This window comes from Enterococcus mediterraneensis (assembly GCF_900604485.1).
Lineage (GTDB): Bacteria > Bacillota > Bacilli > Lactobacillales > Enterococcaceae > Enterococcus_C > Enterococcus_C mediterraneensis.
In genome coordinates, this window is sequence record NZ_UWOP01000001.1 from 1,955,872 (window position 1) to 1,974,302 (window position 18,431).

The 18,431-nt window shown below is 38.9% G+C and carries 16 protein-coding genes; all 16 read left to right on the forward strand.

Annotated elements, in window-relative coordinates; all coding sequences use genetic code 11:
- The first annotated feature begins 24 nt into the window (after nt 1-24).
- Nucleotides 25-3,252 (forward strand): fibrinogen-binding MSCRAMM adhesin Fss3, encoded by a 3,228-nt coding sequence (gene fss3 / locus EFB00_RS09630; RefSeq protein ID WP_122646607.1) that lies wholly within the window; start codon nt 25-27, stop codon nt 3,250-3,252.
- Between the two features lie 112 nt (nt 3,253-3,364).
- Entirely contained in the window at nt 3,365-3,679 is a 315-nt protein-coding gene (locus EFB00_RS09635; RefSeq protein ID WP_122646608.1) for a YdcP family protein, read from the forward strand.
- 11 nt (nt 3,680-3,690) lie between these two features.
- Nucleotides 3,691-4,065 (forward strand): YdcP family protein, encoded by a 375-nt coding sequence (locus EFB00_RS09640; RefSeq protein ID WP_122646609.1) that lies wholly within the window; start codon nt 3,691-3,693, stop codon nt 4,063-4,065.
- Between the two features lie 9 nt (nt 4,066-4,074).
- The gene (locus EFB00_RS09645; RefSeq protein ID WP_164709456.1) at nt 4,075-4,419 is read left to right on the forward strand and encodes a type II toxin-antitoxin system RelB/DinJ family antitoxin; all 345 of its coding nucleotides are present in this window, start codon (nt 4,075-4,077) and stop codon (nt 4,417-4,419) included.
- Between the two features lie 68 nt (nt 4,420-4,487).
- A complete protein-coding gene (locus tag EFB00_RS09650) occupies nt 4,488-5,846 on the forward strand; it encodes an FtsK/SpoIIIE domain-containing protein (protein WP_122646611.1) in 1,359 nt (452 codons plus the stop codon).
- A 53-nt stretch (nt 5,847-5,899) separates the two neighbouring features.
- A complete protein-coding gene (locus EFB00_RS09655; RefSeq protein WP_122646612.1) occupies nt 5,900-7,042 on the forward strand; it encodes a DNA cytosine methyltransferase in 1,143 nt (380 codons plus the stop codon).
- Nucleotides 7,032-7,322 (forward strand): hypothetical protein, encoded by a 291-nt coding sequence (locus EFB00_RS09660; RefSeq protein WP_122646613.1) that lies wholly within the window; start codon nt 7,032-7,034, stop codon nt 7,320-7,322. Before EFB00_RS09655 ends, EFB00_RS09660 begins: the two co-directional genes overlap by 11 nt.
- Nucleotides 7,323-7,579: 257 nt before the next feature.
- A complete protein-coding gene (gene mobT / locus EFB00_RS09665) occupies nt 7,580-8,764 on the forward strand; it encodes a MobT family relaxase (RefSeq protein ID WP_122646614.1) in 1,185 nt (394 codons plus the stop codon).
- Nucleotides 8,761-8,874: a DUF3789 domain-containing protein gene (locus tag EFB00_RS09670; protein WP_122646615.1), complete on the forward strand. Its 114-nt coding sequence runs from the start codon at nt 8,761-8,763 to the stop codon at nt 8,872-8,874. Before mobT ends, EFB00_RS09670 begins: the two co-directional genes overlap by 4 nt.
- A gap of 28 nt (nt 8,875-8,902) precedes the next feature.
- A complete protein-coding gene (locus EFB00_RS09675) occupies nt 8,903-9,124 on the forward strand; it encodes a hypothetical protein (protein WP_002298822.1) in 222 nt (73 codons plus the stop codon).
- An 11-nt stretch (nt 9,125-9,135) separates the two neighbouring features.
- Complete coding sequence (locus tag EFB00_RS09680) at nt 9,136-9,639, forward strand: antirestriction protein ArdA (protein ID WP_122646616.1); 504 nt, start codon at nt 9,136-9,138, stop codon at nt 9,637-9,639.
- Nucleotides 9,640-9,716: 77 nt separating this feature from the next.
- Complete coding sequence (locus EFB00_RS09685; RefSeq protein WP_122646617.1) at nt 9,717-12,401, forward strand: Spaf_1101 family AAA-like ATPase; 2,685 nt, start codon at nt 9,717-9,719, stop codon at nt 12,399-12,401.
- Between the two features lie 61 nt (nt 12,402-12,462).
- Nucleotides 12,463-12,852 carry a conjugal transfer protein gene (locus EFB00_RS09690; protein WP_002297349.1) on the forward strand — a complete coding sequence of 130 codons (390 nt, stop codon included), beginning with the start codon at nt 12,463-12,465 and terminating at the stop codon, nt 12,850-12,852.
- On the forward strand, nt 12,839-15,286 hold the full coding sequence (gene tcpF / locus EFB00_RS09695) for a conjugal transfer ATPase TcpF (RefSeq protein WP_122646618.1): 2,448 nt from the start codon (nt 12,839-12,841) through the stop codon (nt 15,284-15,286). Before EFB00_RS09690 ends, tcpF begins: the two co-directional genes overlap by 14 nt.
- A gap of 4 nt (nt 15,287-15,290) precedes the next feature.
- A complete protein-coding gene (locus tag EFB00_RS09700; protein WP_122646619.1) occupies nt 15,291-17,414 on the forward strand; it encodes an FUSC family protein in 2,124 nt (707 codons plus the stop codon).
- Nucleotides 17,411-18,418, forward strand: a complete 1,008-nt coding sequence (locus tag EFB00_RS09705) for a bifunctional lytic transglycosylase/C40 family peptidase (RefSeq protein WP_122646620.1) — start codon at nt 17,411-17,413, stop codon at nt 18,416-18,418. Before EFB00_RS09700 ends, EFB00_RS09705 begins: the two co-directional genes overlap by 4 nt.
- The last annotated feature ends 13 nt before the right edge of the window (nt 18,419-18,431 follow it).

The following is an 18,431-nucleotide window of genomic DNA, read 5'->3' on the forward strand; positions in this document are numbered from 1 at the left end:
AAAAACGAAAGGAGATTTTATTTTATGAAAAAGCCAAGATTTAAAAATTGGCGATTATTTGCGACTTTAGCTCTGTTGGGTCAAACCATTGGCGGAGCGATTGGTCCTACGATTGCCTTTGCCGATGAGATTACTCATCCGCAAACGGTTACCGTGCATAGTGATCAGTCCCATCTTTATTCTGTTGAGGGAACTTTTAGTGATGGTCGAACATTATCTGAGGTAACTGTTCCTCATTATGCTATCTATAATGGGGAGAAACAAGATATTTTCTGTATTGAACCAGGAGTGCCAATTTACAATGAGTTCACTCCTGGTTATGAGAAAAATCCATTGCCTGATATGCCGGAGAAAGCCAAATTAGTTTCAGTTTTATGGCAAAATGCCGGTACAGACATTGATACACAAATGGTTGCTCAAAAGATGATCTGGCAAGAGGCCAATGGGTATACACTTCACTCTATGAATCATCCAGATGGCAGTGCTGTAAATATCGCAGCCATTGAGGCAAAAATTAATCAAGCTATTTCCGATTATCAGAAGAAACCAAGTTTCCACAATAGCACGGCTAAAACTGTGTTAGGTCAATCGACTACTGTAACGGATACGAATAATTTGAACTTGTCAGAGTTCGATGAAGTTGTGGAGAATACCGCAAATATTGATTATCGTGTCAATGGCAATCAATTGGTCATCACCCCAAATGCTAATTCTAAAGAAAGTGGTGTGTTGACGCTTAAGAAATCTGCTGGAATTGGAACACCGGTTGCCTATAAAATGGCCGGTCAACAAACCCTGATGGCTGGGGCGATTGATAAACCGAACACTTACACAGTCAAAATTGATGTGGAAACGGAGGGAGTTTTAAAAATCAAAAAAGTTGATAAAGAATCAGGTGCTATTGTACCAGGGACGGTTTTCCATTTAGATTTTGGAAAATCTTTACCTGCAAAAGACGTGACTACTGACAAAGAAGGCGTTGCTTTCTTAGATGGGATTCCTCACGGTACAAAGGTAACTATTACTGAAAAATCAGTGCCAGCGCCTTATACGATTGATACTACCCCCATGACTGCCACGATTAAAGCAGGCGAAACCATTTCTGTGACTTCAAAAAACACGCGAGAAAAAGGTCAAATCATTCTGGATAAAACCGGAGTTGAAACAGGGAGTGATCTTTGGAATGACAATTACTCATTAGCTGGTAATACGTTTGCCATTCGCAAAGACAGTCCCACTGGTGAAATCGTTCAAAAAATGATCACGGATGAAAACGGTCATGCAGAAACACCAAAAGAGATTGCCAATGCGTTGGAATTGGGAACTTACTACGTGACCGAAACCAAAGCATCTAATGGCTTTGTGAATACCTTTAAACCAGTAAAAGTCGAATTGAAGTATGCCAATCAAACCGTAGCCCTTGTTACCAATAATGTCAAAAGGCAAAACCAAGAAATTACTGGTGAAACCACTTTGACGAAAGAAGACAAAGATACCGGTAATGAAACTCAAGGGAAAGCTAAGTTTAAAGGAGCTGAATATACTCTCTTTACTGCAAAAGATGGTCAAGCGGTTAAATGGAGTGAGGCTTTTAAACCAGAATTCGTGAAAGGAACGAAAGCTTCTGATGAAACCGTAACTTTGACTTTAGATGAAAAGAATCAAGTTGCCGTTAAACATTTAGCCATTAATGAGTATTACTGGCAAGAAACCAAGGCTTCTGAAGGATATACCTTGGATGAAACGAAGTATCCTGTATCCATCAAAAAGGTGGATGATAGCGAAAAAAATGCTGTGATTACCCGAGATGTTACGGCAAAAGAACAAGTGATTCGCTTTGGTTTTGATTTCTTTAAATTTGCTGGATCAGCTGCGGGCACTGCCGAAACTGGCTTTAATGATCTGACCTTTAAAGTGTCGCCATTAGAAGGAACCAATGAAATTACAGGCGCTGAAGATGAAGCGACCACAGCTTATAACGAGCAACTAGGTTTTGATGGCTATGGCAAGTTTGAAAATCTTCCTTATGGGGATTATTTACTTGAAGAAGTAGAAGCCCCAGAAGGATTTCAAAAGATTACGCCATTAGAAATCCGTTCTACTTTTAAAGAAAATAAAGAAGACTTTGTGAAGAGTGAGTATGTCTTTACCATTACCGAACAAGGTCAAAAACAACCGATTAAGACGGTGATCGTTCCTTACGAGAAGCTGACGAACAAAGCATTTTCGGTTAGTTTGAACCGTTTGATGCTCTATGATTTGCCTGAGGAAGAAGATAGTTTGACTTCCCTTGCGACTTGGAAAGACGGGGACAAAGAATTGACTACCCTTGATTCTACCGAGCTAATTGATAAGTTGAGCTATAACTTGCATGAAATCAAAGAAGACTGGTATGTGGTAGCACAAGCCATTGATGTGGAAACGACAAAAGTTGCCCAAGAAAAAGATGAAAAAGCCAAACCAGTGGTAATTGCCGAAACGACGGCCACCTTGGCGAACAAAGAAAAAACAGGAACTTGGGAAATTCTGCATAAATTAACCGCCGAACAAGTTTTGGATAAAACCATTGTTTTGTTCAACTATGTCTATGAAAACAAGGAAGCCTTTGAAGCAGGCGATGAGCCAGTAGCAAAGGATGCTAGTTTGAATAACCAAGCCCAAACTGTTAATTGTACGGTGGAACGCCATGTTTCCATCCAAACAAAAGCGCACCTAGAAGACGGTTCTCAGACCTTTACTCATGGTGATGTGGTGGATATGTTTGATGATGTATCCATTACCCATGATGTACTGGATGGCTCAAAAGAAGCCTTCGAAACAATTCTGTATGCACTACTACCAGATGGCACGACCAAAGAAATTTGGAATTCTGGAAAAATTGATTACGAAGTGAATAACAAAGAATTCACCAAAAACGTGCCTGCTGAAAAAGTAGATACCGGAAAGTATCCAGAAGGAACCAAGTTTACTTTTGCGGAAATCAATTATGATAAAGATGGAAACATCAATGGGAAACACAATGAAGATTTGAAAGAAAAATCTCAAACCTTAACACCAAAAGAAGTGCCAACCACACCAAGTACGCCGGAACAACCGGAAACACCAACCGTTCCAAGTGGCTCTCAAGAATCTAGTCCTACAGTGAAGACATTCCCTCAAACTGGGGAGAAAAATTCTAATGTGTTACTGTTCATTGGCTTTACATTGATCTTTGCGACGGCAGGCTATTATTTCTGGAATCGCCGAAACTAAGGTGATGAGATGAAACAACTAAATAGGAAGAACCAACGTGCGCGACCGCCTCCTAAAAAAGTGGTCGCGCTATTTTTGTATTCAAAACTAACAATGAAAAGAGGAAAAAAAGATGGAATTGAAATTTGTTGTGCCAGATATGGTCGAAACCTTTGGAAAGATCAGTTATGCCGGAGAAGGCGAAGTTTTAACAGAAGGATATGGTCGAAATACTACGGTGATTGGCCACAGTTATCATTTGTATTCCAGTAAACAACGGGCTGATGATATTGAAGTGGTGGTAGCTGCGGAAGCCGGCGAAAAGGATTTTGACCAAGATCAACCGCTAAAAGCCGTGAATCCCCACTTGGTTGCCAAAGGTTATGAGATTGAGAATCGTGGGTTTACCGACTACGTGTTGTATGTTGATGATTTAGTGAAAGCTTAGGAGGAAAAAAGATGAGATTAACAGAAGGTATTGTCGTAGATTCAGGATTAACGTTTGGGAAGTTGCGCTTTTCTGCATTACGTCGAGAAGTACGGAAACAAAACGAGGATGGGACGATTAGTAACGAGGTAAAAGAACGGACCTATAATTTGAAATCCTCCGCGCAAGGTCGAATGATCCAAGTTAGTATCCCAGCAAATGTGCCCTTACGCGAGTTTGCCTATGATGCAGAGGTAGAGTTGGTCAATCCAATCGTGGATACGGTCGCCAATTATGTTTTCCGAGAAGGAACTACTGTCAATTGGTTCATTAAGGCAGATGATTTAGTCTTGAAACGACAACCAAATCAGGGAAATCCTGCGAACCAAAATGAAGGAAAGAAATAGGTGAAGATTATGGAAATTAATGTTGAACATATTTTAGATTGTCTCGATCAATATGGCAAAGGTGAACTAACGGAGGAACAACTCACTAACGCATTAACCTATGATGAAAAAATGTTTCTGATTATGCATCAAGGGTTACTGGAAGTAGGTAACGATGCCAAAGAAGACTTTGATGTACTGAATTGGTTAGGGGAAGAAGCGTCCTTCTTTATGGTTGTCGAAGTAAATGAAACCTTATGTCGCCAAGCAGAATCAGTCTTAGAAGAAATCGGTGTGGAAATGCCGGACGCCATTGAAAGCTTTTTAAAACAATTAGTTGAAACAGAGCAACTCCCCGTAGCAGTAAATGACTAGCTTAACTTTTTGAAATTACCCAATAAAATCCTATTGGGCAATTTTTATTGGAGGTGGAAATCATCAAAATGTACAAAGGGCATCGCATAAGGGCAGGAGATCAGCACTTGGTTTATCACTTTATTCTTGGGTGGCTAATCATTTTATTCATCGGTTGGATGGGTGTCTTTTATTTTCAAGAGCTTAGACAATTTGATATTTCTAAGCTATCACTTTCCACTAGTGAAATTGATTGGTCCATAAAAGAGTTAATCTGCTTACTAGGAAGTCTCACTCTTTCAGGAGCTATGATGTTACTTTATATTCACTTTTTTCAGGATCATTGGCGAAGTTTGTGGCATCGACAAAAGCTAGCCCGGATGATTCTAGAAAACCATTGGTATGAAGTAAAGCAAACTCAAAGTGAAGGCTTTTTCAAAGATTTGAATAGTAGTCGGACCAAAGAGAGTATCAGTTACTTCCCCAAAATTTATTATCGAATGAAGGATGGCTTACTGTCTATTCGCGTTCAAATTTCACTGGGAAAATATCAAGATCAACTCTTGAAATTGGAAAAGAAGTTAGAAAGTGGGTTGTATTGTGAGTTAGTAGAAAAAGAACTCAAAGACTCTTATGTGGAATACACCTTGTTATACGATATGATTGCCAATCGAATTGGAATTGAAGAAGTAGTGGCAGAAAATGGTGCTTTGCGATTGATGAAAAATCAAGTATGGGCGTATGATTCCTTGCCCCACATGTTAATTGCTGGTGGGACAGGTGGTGGGAAGACCTATTTCCTCCTCACCATTATCGAAGCACTATTGAAGTCAGATGCAGAATTGTTTATCCTCGATCCCAAAAATGCAGATTTAGCTGATTTAGGTACGGTAATGCCTCATGTTTATTCTCAAAAGGAAGAAATTTCTGATTGTGTGGAAGATTTTTATGAACGCATGATGGCTCGTAGCAAGGCAATGAAAGAAATGCCCAACTACAAAACAGGAGAGAATTATGCGTATCTTGGACTTCCGCCCAACTTTTTAATCTTTGATGAATACGTGGCTTATATGGAAATGTTAACGACAAAAGAAAGTGCGGTGATTTTGAATAAGCTTAAACAAATCGTGATGTTAGGTCGTCAATCTGGTTTCTTTCTGATTCTAGCTTGTCAAAGACCAGATGCGAAATACTTGGGAGACGGAATTCGGGATCAATTCAACTTTCGTGTAGCTTTAGGACGTATGAGTGAACTCGGGTATTCCATGATGTTTGGCGAAGTTGATAAAAATTTCTTTATGAAACGCATCAAAGGTCGAGGATATGTGGATACTGGAGGGAGTGTGATTAGTGAATTTTATACGCCTCTTGTGCCAAAAGGGCATGATTTCTTAAAGGAAATTAGAAACATCGCTGGATTAACCGTTCATATGGAAAGAAAAAAATAATAGGATGTAGCCTAGAATATCAATAATCCTAGGCTTTTTTGTTGAGGTGATTTATGAGATTTTTAGATTTATTCGCCGGAATTGGCGGCTTTCGCTTAGGTATGGAACAAGCGGGTCACCAGTGTATTGGCTTTTGTGAAATTGATGAATTTGCTCGAAGGAGTTATAAGGCAATCCATGATACAAGTAAGGAGGTGGAAATGTATGACATCACAAGTGTATCAGACAAGTTTGTTCAATCCCTCGGACCAGTGGACATCCTTTGCGGCGGATTTCTGTGCCAAGCTTTTTCAATTGCGGGAAAGCGGCAAGGATTTTCCGATACTCGAGGTACTTTATTCTTTGAAATCGCTCGATTCGCCACTCTTCTCCAACCTAAGCTTCTATTCCTTGAGAACATCCGGGGATTGCTTAATCACGAAGGAGGGGCTACGTTCGAGACGATCCTCCGAACACTGGATGGATTGGGGTATGATGTGGAATGGCAAGTGCTTAACTCAAAGGCCTACGTTCCCCAAAGCCGTGAGCGGGTCTTCCTTATCGGACATTCTCGAGACGCATGTACCGAACAAGTATTTCCTATCATTGGATCGGCTCCAACATCTGATCAAAACATCAGAAACTTGGTAAATATCAATCCTTCCAATCGAGGCATGGGTGGACAAGTCTATGGTTCAGATGGTGTAGCGCCCACCTTAACTGGTGATGAAGGAATCAAAATCGCACTACCGGTAAAGGATGGTATTTCTGTAGCGGGTATGTTACCGGGAAATTTTGAACAAGGCAATCGGGTATACGAAGTAACCGGAACAGCTCCCACTTTGTCAACGAAACAAGGGGGAACAAAGATTATGATTCGGAAAAATGAAACAGAATATCAAGAGGTGAAGCCAGGGGACAGTGTGAACCTGGCTTTTCCTAATTCCACAAGTCGCCGAGGCCGTCTCGGGAAACAAAGTGTGCATACTTTGCTAACGGGAGACCAACAAGCGGTAGTCACGGATCAGTACCAGATTCGAAAGTTAACACCTAGAGAGTGTTGGCGACTTCAAGGATTTCCCGATTGGGCTTTTGACCGAGCTTCTCAAGTCAATTCAGATAGTCAGTTGTATAAGCAAGCCGGAAACTCAGTAACAGTTCCGGTCATTTTTGATATTGCCAGAAGATTAAAGGAGGTAAAAATAGATGATTTATGATGAGTTGATTGGAGAAATCTACTGGGTGATTGGCAAGATTCAGTCAGATCCGGAATTGGAAGAAGAACTATACCGGCTCAATTTTGATATTCGAAAAAATGGGGTGAAAGTCCCTGGTGATTCATATGTAATGGACGAGGAAACCGATACTCGAATTGAACTAAATCAAGTAATCACGGAACTTGAACGGATTGCGGACCTTGCGAAAGAACCGGATATCCGTCAATACTTGTTCGAGATAAAAGCAGAACTAGAAATTGAGGGGATTACCGCGGAATAACAGGTAAATAAACCACTGATAGGCGCTGACCGCGGGGGATTTGCGAAGCAGAAATCCTCCGTGGTGCTGTGCCTGTTCATGGACGGCGCCAGCCGGCCATGATGTCTCACCCCCCGTATCTAACAGGGGGGTACAAAAACACAAAAAAATAAGCAAGCAACGATTGAGAATTGCTGGTGTATCAAGGAAATTAACGATTTGATTCAGTGTGAAGTATTCGTCAATTACTTCACACTTTTGCTTTAGGAGGTGATTATTTGGCGAAAAGAAATTTAAGCAAGGAATTGCTGAAAGAAAAGCGTAAGGATTACAAGATTTCGCAGAACAAATTAGCTGTCGCATGTAATTTGACTAGAGAATATATCAATAAGATTGAATCAGGTCTACTTACACCATCAGAAAAAACCATGAGGAAAATTTTTGACCAACTGGAAAGTTTCAATCCCGATTTGCCTTTGACGTTACTGTTTGACTATGTAAGGATTCGTTTCCCCACAACGGATGTACGGAAAATTATTCAAGAAATTCTCCATTTGAAATTTGAGTATATGCTTCATGAGGATTACGCCTTTTACTCTTATCAGGAACAATATGTCATGGGCGATATTGTGATGATGTTGTCTCATGAAGAAGATAAGGGCGTTCTTTTGGAATTAAAGGGGCGAGGTTGTCGGCAATTTGAAACTTTTTTACTTGCTCAAAAGCGTAGCTGGTACGACTTTTTCGGAGATTGTCTAAAAGCCGGTGGCGTGATGAAACGCATAGACTTGGCAATCAATGATCGAGTGGGGCTATTGAATATTCCTGATTTAACGAAAAAATGTCAGGAGGAAGAATGTATCTCCTTGTTTCGTACCTTCAAAAGTTACCGTTCCGGGGAACTGTTGAAAGCTGATGAAAAGGATGGTATGGGCAATACCTTATATATCGGTAGTCTTAAAAGTGAAGTTTATTTTTGTTTGTACGAGAAAGATTATGAGCAGTATATCAAGTTAGGGATTCCATTAGACCAAACTGAAACGAAGAACCGGTTTGAAATTCGGTTGAAAAACGATCGTGCCTATCATGCGATTCAAGATTTGTTAAAAGGTCGTAGCATTGAAAGTACCACGTTTTCCATTATCAACCGTTATTTGCGATTTGCGGATAAAGTAGAAGGCAAAAGGCGAACCAACTGGCCCTTAAATGAACGATGGGGTCGCTTTATTGGGCGGAATCGCAAGGAAATCCAATTAACCTCTGAGCCGAAACCTTATACTATCGAACGAACCTTGAATTGGCTTGGACGTCAAGTCGCCCCTACGTGGAAGATGGCTAAGGAGTTGGATCGGTTGAATCAGACCACTTATATCCAGGATATGGTACAGAATGCGCGACTCTCGGACCGACACAAAAAGATTTTGGAGCAACAAAGTGTGGCAATTGAAAACCTGATTATATGAAAAGAGGAATAGTTATGGGAATTATAAAAGATATTTTACTGGTATTTGGTGGCAGTCTACTTGGTGTCACTGTGATGTGCTTGATGAATGCAAGTGCAGCGGCGGACTGAGCAATGGAAAAGAAAGGAAAGTGACGAGATGAATTTCGGACAAAATTTGTATCAATGGTTTTTAACCAATGCGCAATCTTTAGTTTTACTGGCAATTGTGGTCATTGGTTTGTTTTTAGGATTTAAGCGAGAGTTTTCCAAACTGATTGGCTTTTTGGTGATTGCCTTGATTGCGGTAGGTCTGGTCTTTAATGCTTCTGGTGTGAAAGATGTCTTACTCAATTTGTTTAACCGAATTGTCGGGGCTTAGGGGGAATCACAATGGAACAGATGCGTGTTTATATTGCGAACCTTGGAAAATACAATGAAGGTGAGTTGGTGGGGGCATGGTTTACCCCACCTGTCGATTTTGATGAAGTGAAAGAACGGATTGGATTAAATAATGAATATGAGGAATATGCAATTCATGATTATGAACTACCTTTTGAGATTGATGAATATACGCCAATTGAAGAGATTAATCGGTTGTGTGGTTTAGCAGAAGAACTTGAAGGAACGCCAATTGGTGAGGTTGCTTTAGAGATTCAACATGCTTTCTTTAATTCTTTTGAGGAAATGGTAGAGCATGTGGATGATATTGTCTATTATCCGGACTGTGATGATATGAGTGATGTGGCGTATTATTTGATTGTGGAAGCTGGTGATTTTGGCGAAGTACCAGAACACTTGAAGACGTATATTGATTTTGATGCGTGTGGTCGAGATTTGGAGATTGGAGGGAATTATCTGGTTACTAGTCGAGGAATATTTGAATATGTTGGTTAATACAAAGTAGACTTGACTACTGATAAATCAGAAGGCTATGATTGATTTAATGATAAACATAAGTAGGAAGTGACAATATGACCCAAGTAACAAAAGGTAAATCAAGCTCTCAGATAATTATCCCACGGTTATATAAAGCGCTAAGCACTTCGGAGAACGGCGGGAGATTTAGAAAAACGCTATTTCATATTCATACTCCTGCATCATATGATTACAAATTAATAGATGAAGAGACACAAAACTTGCTCAAAATTCAAAAAAATAATAATTGGAAAACTTTTACAGAAAATGATCTTATGAAAATATGGAATTATCTAGAAATCTCTGTATTTAAAGATCACTCAAGTGAAGAAATATGCAAGATAATGCCTGAAATTTTTTGTGACATTAAAGAATTTTTGGCTTATTTGATAGTTGGGCATACTATCCTCATGGAAAAAATTGAATTTTGTTTAGTAACGGATCACAATACTATTGCGGGATTTGAAAAATTGGAAGAAGCAATTGGTATCCTACTTCATGAACGCAAGGATTATCCAGTTAAAACTAGACTAGAACTTGGAATTGAAATATCATGTTCAGATAAAAACCATATAGTAGTAATCCTAGATAGAAGGAAGAACAATCAGATTAGAAATCTTGCAAATTGGCTTGAAAAAAATATTATATCTAGTAAAGACGGTACTATCCGTACCTCATTAGACGTCTTTAATGAGATTAATAAAATTAATGCCATCGGCTATATTGCACATATCAACACATCAAATATTTTTAATAAAGATTACTTGAGTGGAACGTATAAGAAACAACTATTTAATTCAGGATTGTTCAATATAATTGGGGTTACAGATATTAAACAAATTGCTGGGACGACTGAAAGATTGTTCAATCTCACACATCAAAAGTTCAATTTTGTAATAGATAATGATTCACATCATATTAACCAACTGAAGCAGAATTTTTTCTATATAAAAGGGGATAAATTAAATTTCTCAACCTTACAAGCAGCTTTTCGTGATTTTTCTTTGTCAGTGTGCTATGAATTACCCAGATTACCCGATCAGTATATCAAGGCAATTTACGTAGAGGGTAAAGAATTTCTGAAGGGTAAAGATGGGGGCTATTTAATTTTAAAGTTTTCTAGCATGATGAACGCATTTATTGGAGGTAGAGGTACTGGAAAAAGTACACTTCTAAATATATTAGGATTTGCAATTTCTCAATATTGTGAGACACCTCAGGATTTAAGAAAAATTTTGTTACAGGGTACTTGCGCTGTGGTTTATCATTATCATGGGCAAGATTTCTATATTCTTTCCCATTCAAGTGATCAAGAAAACAATGAAATTTTCATCCATAATTATTTTAATGAAACAAAAAATTCATTACGAAATACAGAGGAAGATGAAGAAAATACTCGAAAAATAGCTATCAATGATAGAGTTCAAGTATTCACTTATGATGGTAAAAATGTGGAAATTTACCGGAGGCAAAATGAAATTCTAAAAAAATTATTGACAAGAAAATTTACAGTGAACGATTTAGTGAGGGTTGCTAGTAGTGATTACGAGATTACTGATTTTGTCGACAAGATTCTTTTTGAAAATAAAGATATAAGAAACAGAAGTAATTTTTATAATATTGGGAAAGAATTTAAAGGTTTATTCAACAAATTCGATAAGAGAGTGAATATTCTAGAAAGAAGGAAGGATAATGTTGGGCATCTCTTGGATTCCTATAATGAATCACAAAAAGGTAAATTGAGAATTTTATTTTCCCAAGAAGAAATTGATGACCAGCATTTTAACTGGTTTGATGCACTTGGTGTAACTAGTTATCGTAGTTCTGAATATTTTAAAAAATATGCAATCACTTATGATGATCTTACTAGTTATCTTAGCTGGAGGTCAGAACAGGTTGGAGGAAGTATTGAGCTGCTTCGGATTTTTTATAATAAAGATTACGAAATTCTAGTTAGTGATGATACATCTTCAAAATTCTTTGTTGATACATCCAACAAGACAACGGATCTTGAGTTGAAGTTCTTGAAAAATAAAGAGGATATTTTAGAGTTTCACAAATATTTGAGACAGAGGCTAATTACTCCAAGTTGTGAGCAGTATGCAAAGAGATTTTTGAAGAATTACTTCAATCATTGTGAACAATTCACTTTGGAATTCAATATTAATAACAAAGAAACAACTGACACAAGAGGAATTAACTATCAAAATATCAATACATTATCAATGGGACAGAAAGTAGTTGCGATTCTGTCATTCTTACTATCATATAGTCAATATATTGGAGACTATTCACCTTTCATTATCGATCAGCCTGAAGATAACTTAGATAATCAGTATATTTATAAGAATTTAGTAGCAGATTTAAGAGACCTCAAACAATATCGTCAAGTTATATTAGCAACTCACAATTCAACTATAGTTATGAATAGCGGCTGTGAACAAGTACTAGTCATGAGTTCTGATAATCAGAAAGGTTGGTGTGAAATTTCTGGTTATTTTTCAAATCCACAAATTGTAAATCAAGTGATTAATATTCTTGAAGGAGGTAAGCCTGCATTTACGGATAAAATGTTTTTGTATAATGAGAAGCTTCCAAAAAATGTTAGTAATACTATTTCAGAAAATATTAAAGAATTGTCGAAAAAGAACTCAATAGTTGATGAAATTGTATTAAAACTAGATGGATTTATATCAGATAACAACATGGAAGCAATACAGCATTTTATAAATTTAGAATAAATTCTGGGCAGTCATTTTACTATATTTTGGATGACTGCCTTATTTTTCGAAAGGAGAAAACATGAAAAAAATAAAAAGCTATACCAGTATCTGGGCAGTTGAAAAAGTCATTTACGCAATTAATGACTTTCAGCTGCCTTTTCCTGTGACCTTTAACCAGATGGCTTGGTTTGTTTTATCCTTGCTGTTTGTCATCGTATTTGCCCATGTGCCTCCGCTGTCTATGATAGAGGGGGCATTTCTAAAATACTTAGGTATACCGGTGGCGGTTACTTGGTTCATGTCGCAAAAGACCTTTGACGGCAAGAAACCATTAGGATTTTTACGATCTTTTATCAGCTATCACTTACGGTTTAAGGTCACTTTCGCAGGAAAGAAAGTCAAAGAACAAAAGAAACGATGGGACGAACCCATTACTCTTGTAAGGAGTGTGAACTATGTACCCGATTAAGTATATCGAAAACAATCTTGTCTTTAACCAAGAAGGCGAGTGTTTTGCCTACTATGAATTAGTGCCCTATAACTATTCCTTTTTATCGCCTGAACAGAAGTATCAAGTACATGATAACTTTCGCCAATTAATTGCACAGAATCGTGAAGGGAAGATCCATGCCTTACAAATTGCGACAGAAAGCAGTATTCGCGTCACACAAGAGCGCTCGAAAAAGGAAATTATCGGTAGACTCAAAGAAGTAGCGAAACAAAGAGTTGACCTACAAACAGATGCATTAGTATCCATGATTGGCGATAGTCAGATTGATTATCGCTTTTTTATTGGCTTTAAACTAATTGTGACAGATGAAGAGGTTAATCTAAAAAGCCTCAAGAAATCTTTCTTTTCTGGGTTTCAAGAATTTGTCTATGGAGTGAATCATCATTTGATGGGTGATTTTGTTTCCTTATCTAATGAAGAAATTCGCCGATATACCAAGCTAGAAAGGTTAATGGAGAGTAAATTAGCTCGGAGATTTAAAGTCAGACGTGTCACACCGAGTGATCTGACGTATTTGATTGAACATATCTATGGTGAAAAAGGCACACCGTTTGAAGAATATGAATTCCAACTACCAAAGAAAAAGCTGAAATCAGAAACGCTGGTGAAACGTTACGACTTATTACGTCCCACTCGTTGTCTGATTGAAGAAAAGCCCCGTTACTTACGAATTGAACATGAAAATCATGAGTCTTATGTAGCGTATCTGACAATCAATACGATTGTAGGGGAAATGGAGTTTCCTTCCTCAGAACTTTTCTATTACCAGCAACAACAATTTACTTTTCCTATTGATACTTCAATGAATGTGGAAATCGTGACGAATAAAAAGGCCCTAGCTACTGTTCGCAATAAGAAAAAAGAACTGAAAGATTTAGACAACCATGCTTACCAATCCGATAATGAAACGAATTCCAATGTACTAGATGCGTTGGATTCCGTGGATGAGTTGGAAACCACCTTGGACCAGTCAAAAGAATCCATGTACAAATTGAGTTATGTGGTTCGAGTGAGTGCAGAGTCTGTAGATGAACTAAAGCGCCGCTGTGATGAAGTGTTCGATTTTTATGATGATACCAATGTAAAACTAGTCCGGCCCTTTGGCGATATGATGGGGCTACATGAAGAATTCTTACCTTCTAGTAAGCGATATATGAATGACTATATCCAATATGTTACTTCTGACTTTTTGGCGGGACTTGGATTTGGAGCTACACAGATGCTAGGAGAATTGGAAGGAATTTACTTTGGCTACAATGTAGATACGGGTCGTAATGTTTATCTCAAGCCGGCTTTGGCTTCACAAGGAGTCAAGGGTTCAGTTACCAATGCGCTAGCTGCCGCTTTCCTTGGTTCACTAGGTGGTGGGAAATCCTTTAGTAATAATCTCCTAGTTTACTATGCTGTTTTGTTCGGTGGGCAAGCTGTGATTGTCGATCCAAAAGGCGAACGAGGTGGTTGGAAAGAAACCTTGCCAGAAATTGCGGAGGAAATCAATATTCTCAACTTGACCAGTAAGCCAGAAAATCAGGGCTTACTTGATCCTTATGTGATTATGAAGAAAAAGAAGGACTCGGAAAGTTTAGCAATTGATATCCTGACTTTTTTAACAGGGATTTCTAGTCGAGATGGGGAGAAGTTTCCAGTGTTGCGCAAAGCCATTCGAACCGTTACCCAAAGTGAGCAACGAGGATTATTACAAGTAATCGTTGAATTGCGTAAAGAGGGTTCGTCAGTCGCGGAAAATATCGCCGATCACATCGAGTCCTTTACCGATTATGATTTTGCCCATTTGCTTTTCTCAGATGGTTCGATTACCCAATCGATCAGTTTAGACAAGCAGTTGAATATCATTCAAGTGGCGGATCTGGTTTTACCGGATGCGGAAACGACTTTTGAAGAATATACCACCATGGAATTGCTTAGTGTTTCGATGTTAATCGTCATTTCGACTTTTGCCTTGGACTTTATCCATAGCAACCGAGAAATTTTTAAGATTGTGGACTTGGATGAGGCGTGGAGTTTTCTTCAAGTGGCACAAGGGAAAACATTATCGAATAAGCTTGTTCGTGCTGGGCGGGCTATGAATGCCGGGGTTTACTTTGTCACGCAAAATAGTGACGATTTACTGGATGAACGCTTGAAGAATAATATCGGATTGAAGTTTGCGTTTCGTAGTACCGATATTCATGAAATTAAGAAGACTTTGGAATTTTTTGGATTGAATCAAGAAGATGAAAGCAATCAAAAACGCCTACGAGATTTGGAAAACGGCCAATGCTTGATGCAAGATTTGTATGGAAGAGTTGGCGTAGTTCAAGTTCACCCTGTCTTTGAAGAACTCTTCCATGCCTTTGATACCCGTCCACCTGTTCAAGAGAGAATGGAGTGAGGAGATGAGAAAGAAACTTTTTTGGATTGCAGGAATAATCGCAATCAGTCTCTGTGTCATGTTACTTCTTCTCAGTCTGATTGGAACGGTGGCCGAGGCAACGGGTCTGGTTGATGATACAGTTGAAGCCGGAAATCTTTATTCTCAATATTCACTGAACAACTATCAACTAGATTTCTTTGTGGATAGCTCTTGGGATTGGCTGCCTTGGAATTGGGGTGATGGTCTAGGCAAGAGCGTGATGTATGGTCTTTATGCCATTACGAATTTCATTTGGACCGTGAGCTTGTATTTATCAAACGCCACAGGCTACGTTGTTCAAGAAGCTTATAAGTTGGATTTCATTTCGGATACGGCTGAGAGTATTGGGAAAAACATTCAAACCTTAGCTGGCATTACCGAAAATGGACTCCAGACCACGGGCTTTTACTTTGGGTTTCTACTATTGATGATTTTAGCTCTAGGGGGGTATGTGGCGTATACAGGTCTACTCAAACGAGAAACTACCAAAGCAGTTCGAGCCGTATTAAATTTTATGATGATCTTTCTACTTTCGGGTTCATTCATTGCGTATGCGCCCACCTATATCACAAAAATCAATGACTTTAGTTCAGATGTTAGTGAAGCGGCTCTTAGCCTTGGAACCGAGATTGTTGTACCCAATTCGGAAAGCCAAGGAAAAGATAGTGTGGATTTGATTCGAGATAGCTTGTTTTCGATTCAAGTCCAACAACCCTGGTTACTCTTACAATTTGATGATTCTAATATAGAAGAAATTGGCGAAGATCGGGTCAATAAGATTCTATCCGTGAGTCCGGATGAAAATAAGGGCAATGATCGGGAAGAAGCGGTCAAAGCCGAGATTGAAGACAATGACAATGCGAATCTCAGTATTACCAAGACCATGAACCGCTTAGGGACCGTGGTCTTTTTGGTGTTGTTCAATATCGGGATTTCCTTCTTTGTTTTTCTTCTAACTGGGATTATGTTGTTTTCGCAAATTCTCTTCATTATCTTTGCGATGTTTCTTCCTATCAGTTTCTTATTGTCCATGTTGCCGACTTATGAGAGTTTGGGCAAGAAGGCGATTATTCGCTTATTCAATACGATTATGATGCGAGCGGGAGTCACGCTGGTAATCACAACGGCTTTTAGTATTTCTACGATGTTTTTCAATATTTCGGCTAACTATCCATTTTTCATGGTTGCTTTTCTGCAAATTGTGACCTTTTCCGGCATCTATTTCAAATTGGGCGATATTATGAGCATGTTCAACCTTCAAAGTAGTGATAGTCAGTCAATGGGAAGACGTGTTATGCGAAAACCGCAAATGTTAATGAACCGAAAGCTACGGCAACTTAATCGAAATGTGGGACGTACTTTGGCTTTTGGTGGTGGTGCAGCAGTCGGAAATAAGTTGGCAAAGGAACAATCAAAATCCAAATTTAAGCCATCCGGTTCTTCTCTACGAAAGAATTCACGATTAGCTAACGATTACGAGGTAGCATCTGACTCGACTAAGGAAAATCCAATCTCAAAAAATAAGAAACAGTCCCGAATGAACTTGGCTGGGAGAAAAATCGGCAAGGTTTTGGATACTCAAGCTTTGGTGAAAGATAAGACTAAACAAGTAAGGGATCAGATACAGAAAACACCAACCAATTTGAAATACAACCTCCATAAAGGAACTGAGAAAACTAAAACAGCCCCTGAAGAATTTAAGCGTGGTCTGGTCCAAGAAAAAACAAATCGAGCAGAGTTGCGAGAAAAACAACGACACCGAAGAGATGAAAAAATGGCTGAAAAGCGCAAAGCATTGAACGAAACAGGAAATCGTCATGGGAAAAGAAGGGGGAATGTTCCGATAAAAACAGAACTCCAACCTCAAAAGGATAGAGCAACAAAAAAAGAAGCACCAAAGCGGATTGTGAAGGGAAATCCGAATCCTGAAATCAAACGGAAGCTTGCTAGTCAGGAAGTCATTTTAAAAGAGAAAAACCAATCACTCAGTAAGAAAAATTCTTTCCAGCAAGTAAAACAGAGGTCTACTCTGCCCAAGCAAACTAATCAAAAAGTACAAAAAGGAATGAACCCACGTCCAAAATCAAGGTCGGGTGAGAAAAAATGAACTTTAAGAAAGTAAGTGTCATTTCGTTAGCCTTCCTGACAATCTCCTTTATGGGCATCTTGATGTGTGTGGGTTTATTGTTTGGCGAGGACAGTGAAGGAAGTGGTAGTTCTGGAACTTCTCCTGGAGATAGTAGTGTCTCAGAAGAAGTTTTGCAACACCGTGTAATGGTGGAAAAATATGCCAAAGAATCAAACATCTCAGAATATGTCCCGATTCTTTTGGCGATTATTCAAGTCGAATCTGGTGGCACAATGGAAGACGTTATGCAAAGTTCTGAGTCAGCAGGGTTACCACCGAATTCATTAAGTACAGAGGCATCCATCAAACAAGGGTGCCTCTATTTTGCGTCTTTGGTTAAGCGTTCCAAAGAATTAGGATGCGATCAGTATAGTATTATTCAAGCTTATAACTATGGTGACGGGTATCTAGATTATGTCGCGAAAAACGGGAAGAAGCACAGTTTTGCTTTAGCCGAATCTTTTTCGAAGGAAAAATCGGGCGGTCAAAAAGTTGATTACCCCAATCCTATCGCGATTAAGGAAAATGGTGGGTGGCGGTATAACTATGGCAATATGTTTTATTGCTTATTAGTGAAGCAATACCTGACCACGACACAGTTTGATGATAAGACGGTCCAAGGGATTTTTGACGAGGCGTTTAAGTATGAAGGTACTGCTTATGTCTTTGGTGGATCAAGTCCAGAAACGGGGTTTGATTGTAGTGGTTTGACTCAATGGTGTTATGCCAAAGTTGGTCTGAAACTTCCTCGGGTGGCTCAGGATCAATATGATGCCATGACCCATATTGATTTAAAAGATGCCAAACCAGGAGATTTGGTTTTCTTTCATTCGACTTATGATGCCGGTACTTATGTAACTCATGTGGGCATTTATGCAGGAGACAATCGAATGTTCCATGCAGGAGACCCAGTTGGTTGGACGAATCTCACCGATAGCTATTGGCAGCAGCATCTTATTGGAGCCGGGCGATATAAACAATAGAAAAGAGGAATGG

Excerpts from the sequence above, each read along its gene's own strand:
- fss3 (WP_122646607.1), top strand. The coding sequence starts at position 25 with ATGAAAAAGCCAAGATTTAAAAATTGGCGATTATTTGCGACTTTAGCT.
- EFB00_RS09635 (WP_122646608.1), top strand. The coding sequence starts at position 3,365 with ATGGAATTGAAATTTGTTGTGCCAGATATGGTCGAAACCTTTGGAAAG.
- EFB00_RS09640 (WP_122646609.1), top strand. The coding sequence starts at position 3,691 with ATGAGATTAACAGAAGGTATTGTCGTAGATTCAGGATTAACGTTTGGG.
- EFB00_RS09645 (WP_164709456.1), top strand. The coding sequence starts at position 4,075 with ATGGAAATTAATGTTGAACATATTTTAGATTGTCTCGATCAATATGGC.
- EFB00_RS09650 (WP_122646611.1), top strand. The coding sequence starts at position 4,488 with ATGTACAAAGGGCATCGCATAAGGGCAGGAGATCAGCACTTGGTTTAT.
- EFB00_RS09655 (WP_122646612.1), top strand. The coding sequence starts at position 5,900 with ATGAGATTTTTAGATTTATTCGCCGGAATTGGCGGCTTTCGCTTAGGT.
- EFB00_RS09660 (WP_122646613.1), top strand. The coding sequence starts at position 7,032 with ATGATTTATGATGAGTTGATTGGAGAAATCTACTGGGTGATTGGCAAG.
- EFB00_RS09670 (WP_122646615.1), top strand. The coding sequence starts at position 8,761 with ATGAAAAGAGGAATAGTTATGGGAATTATAAAAGATATTTTACTGGTA.
- EFB00_RS09675 (WP_002298822.1), top strand. The coding sequence starts at position 8,903 with ATGAATTTCGGACAAAATTTGTATCAATGGTTTTTAACCAATGCGCAA.
- EFB00_RS09680 (WP_122646616.1), top strand. The coding sequence starts at position 9,136 with ATGGAACAGATGCGTGTTTATATTGCGAACCTTGGAAAATACAATGAA.
- EFB00_RS09685 (WP_122646617.1), top strand. The coding sequence starts at position 9,717 with ATGACCCAAGTAACAAAAGGTAAATCAAGCTCTCAGATAATTATCCCA.
- EFB00_RS09690 (WP_002297349.1), top strand. The coding sequence starts at position 12,463 with ATGAAAAAAATAAAAAGCTATACCAGTATCTGGGCAGTTGAAAAAGTC.
- tcpF (WP_122646618.1), top strand. The coding sequence starts at position 12,839 with ATGTACCCGATTAAGTATATCGAAAACAATCTTGTCTTTAACCAAGAA.
- EFB00_RS09700 (WP_122646619.1), top strand. The coding sequence starts at position 15,291 with ATGAGAAAGAAACTTTTTTGGATTGCAGGAATAATCGCAATCAGTCTC.
- EFB00_RS09705 (WP_122646620.1), top strand. The coding sequence starts at position 17,411 with ATGAACTTTAAGAAAGTAAGTGTCATTTCGTTAGCCTTCCTGACAATC.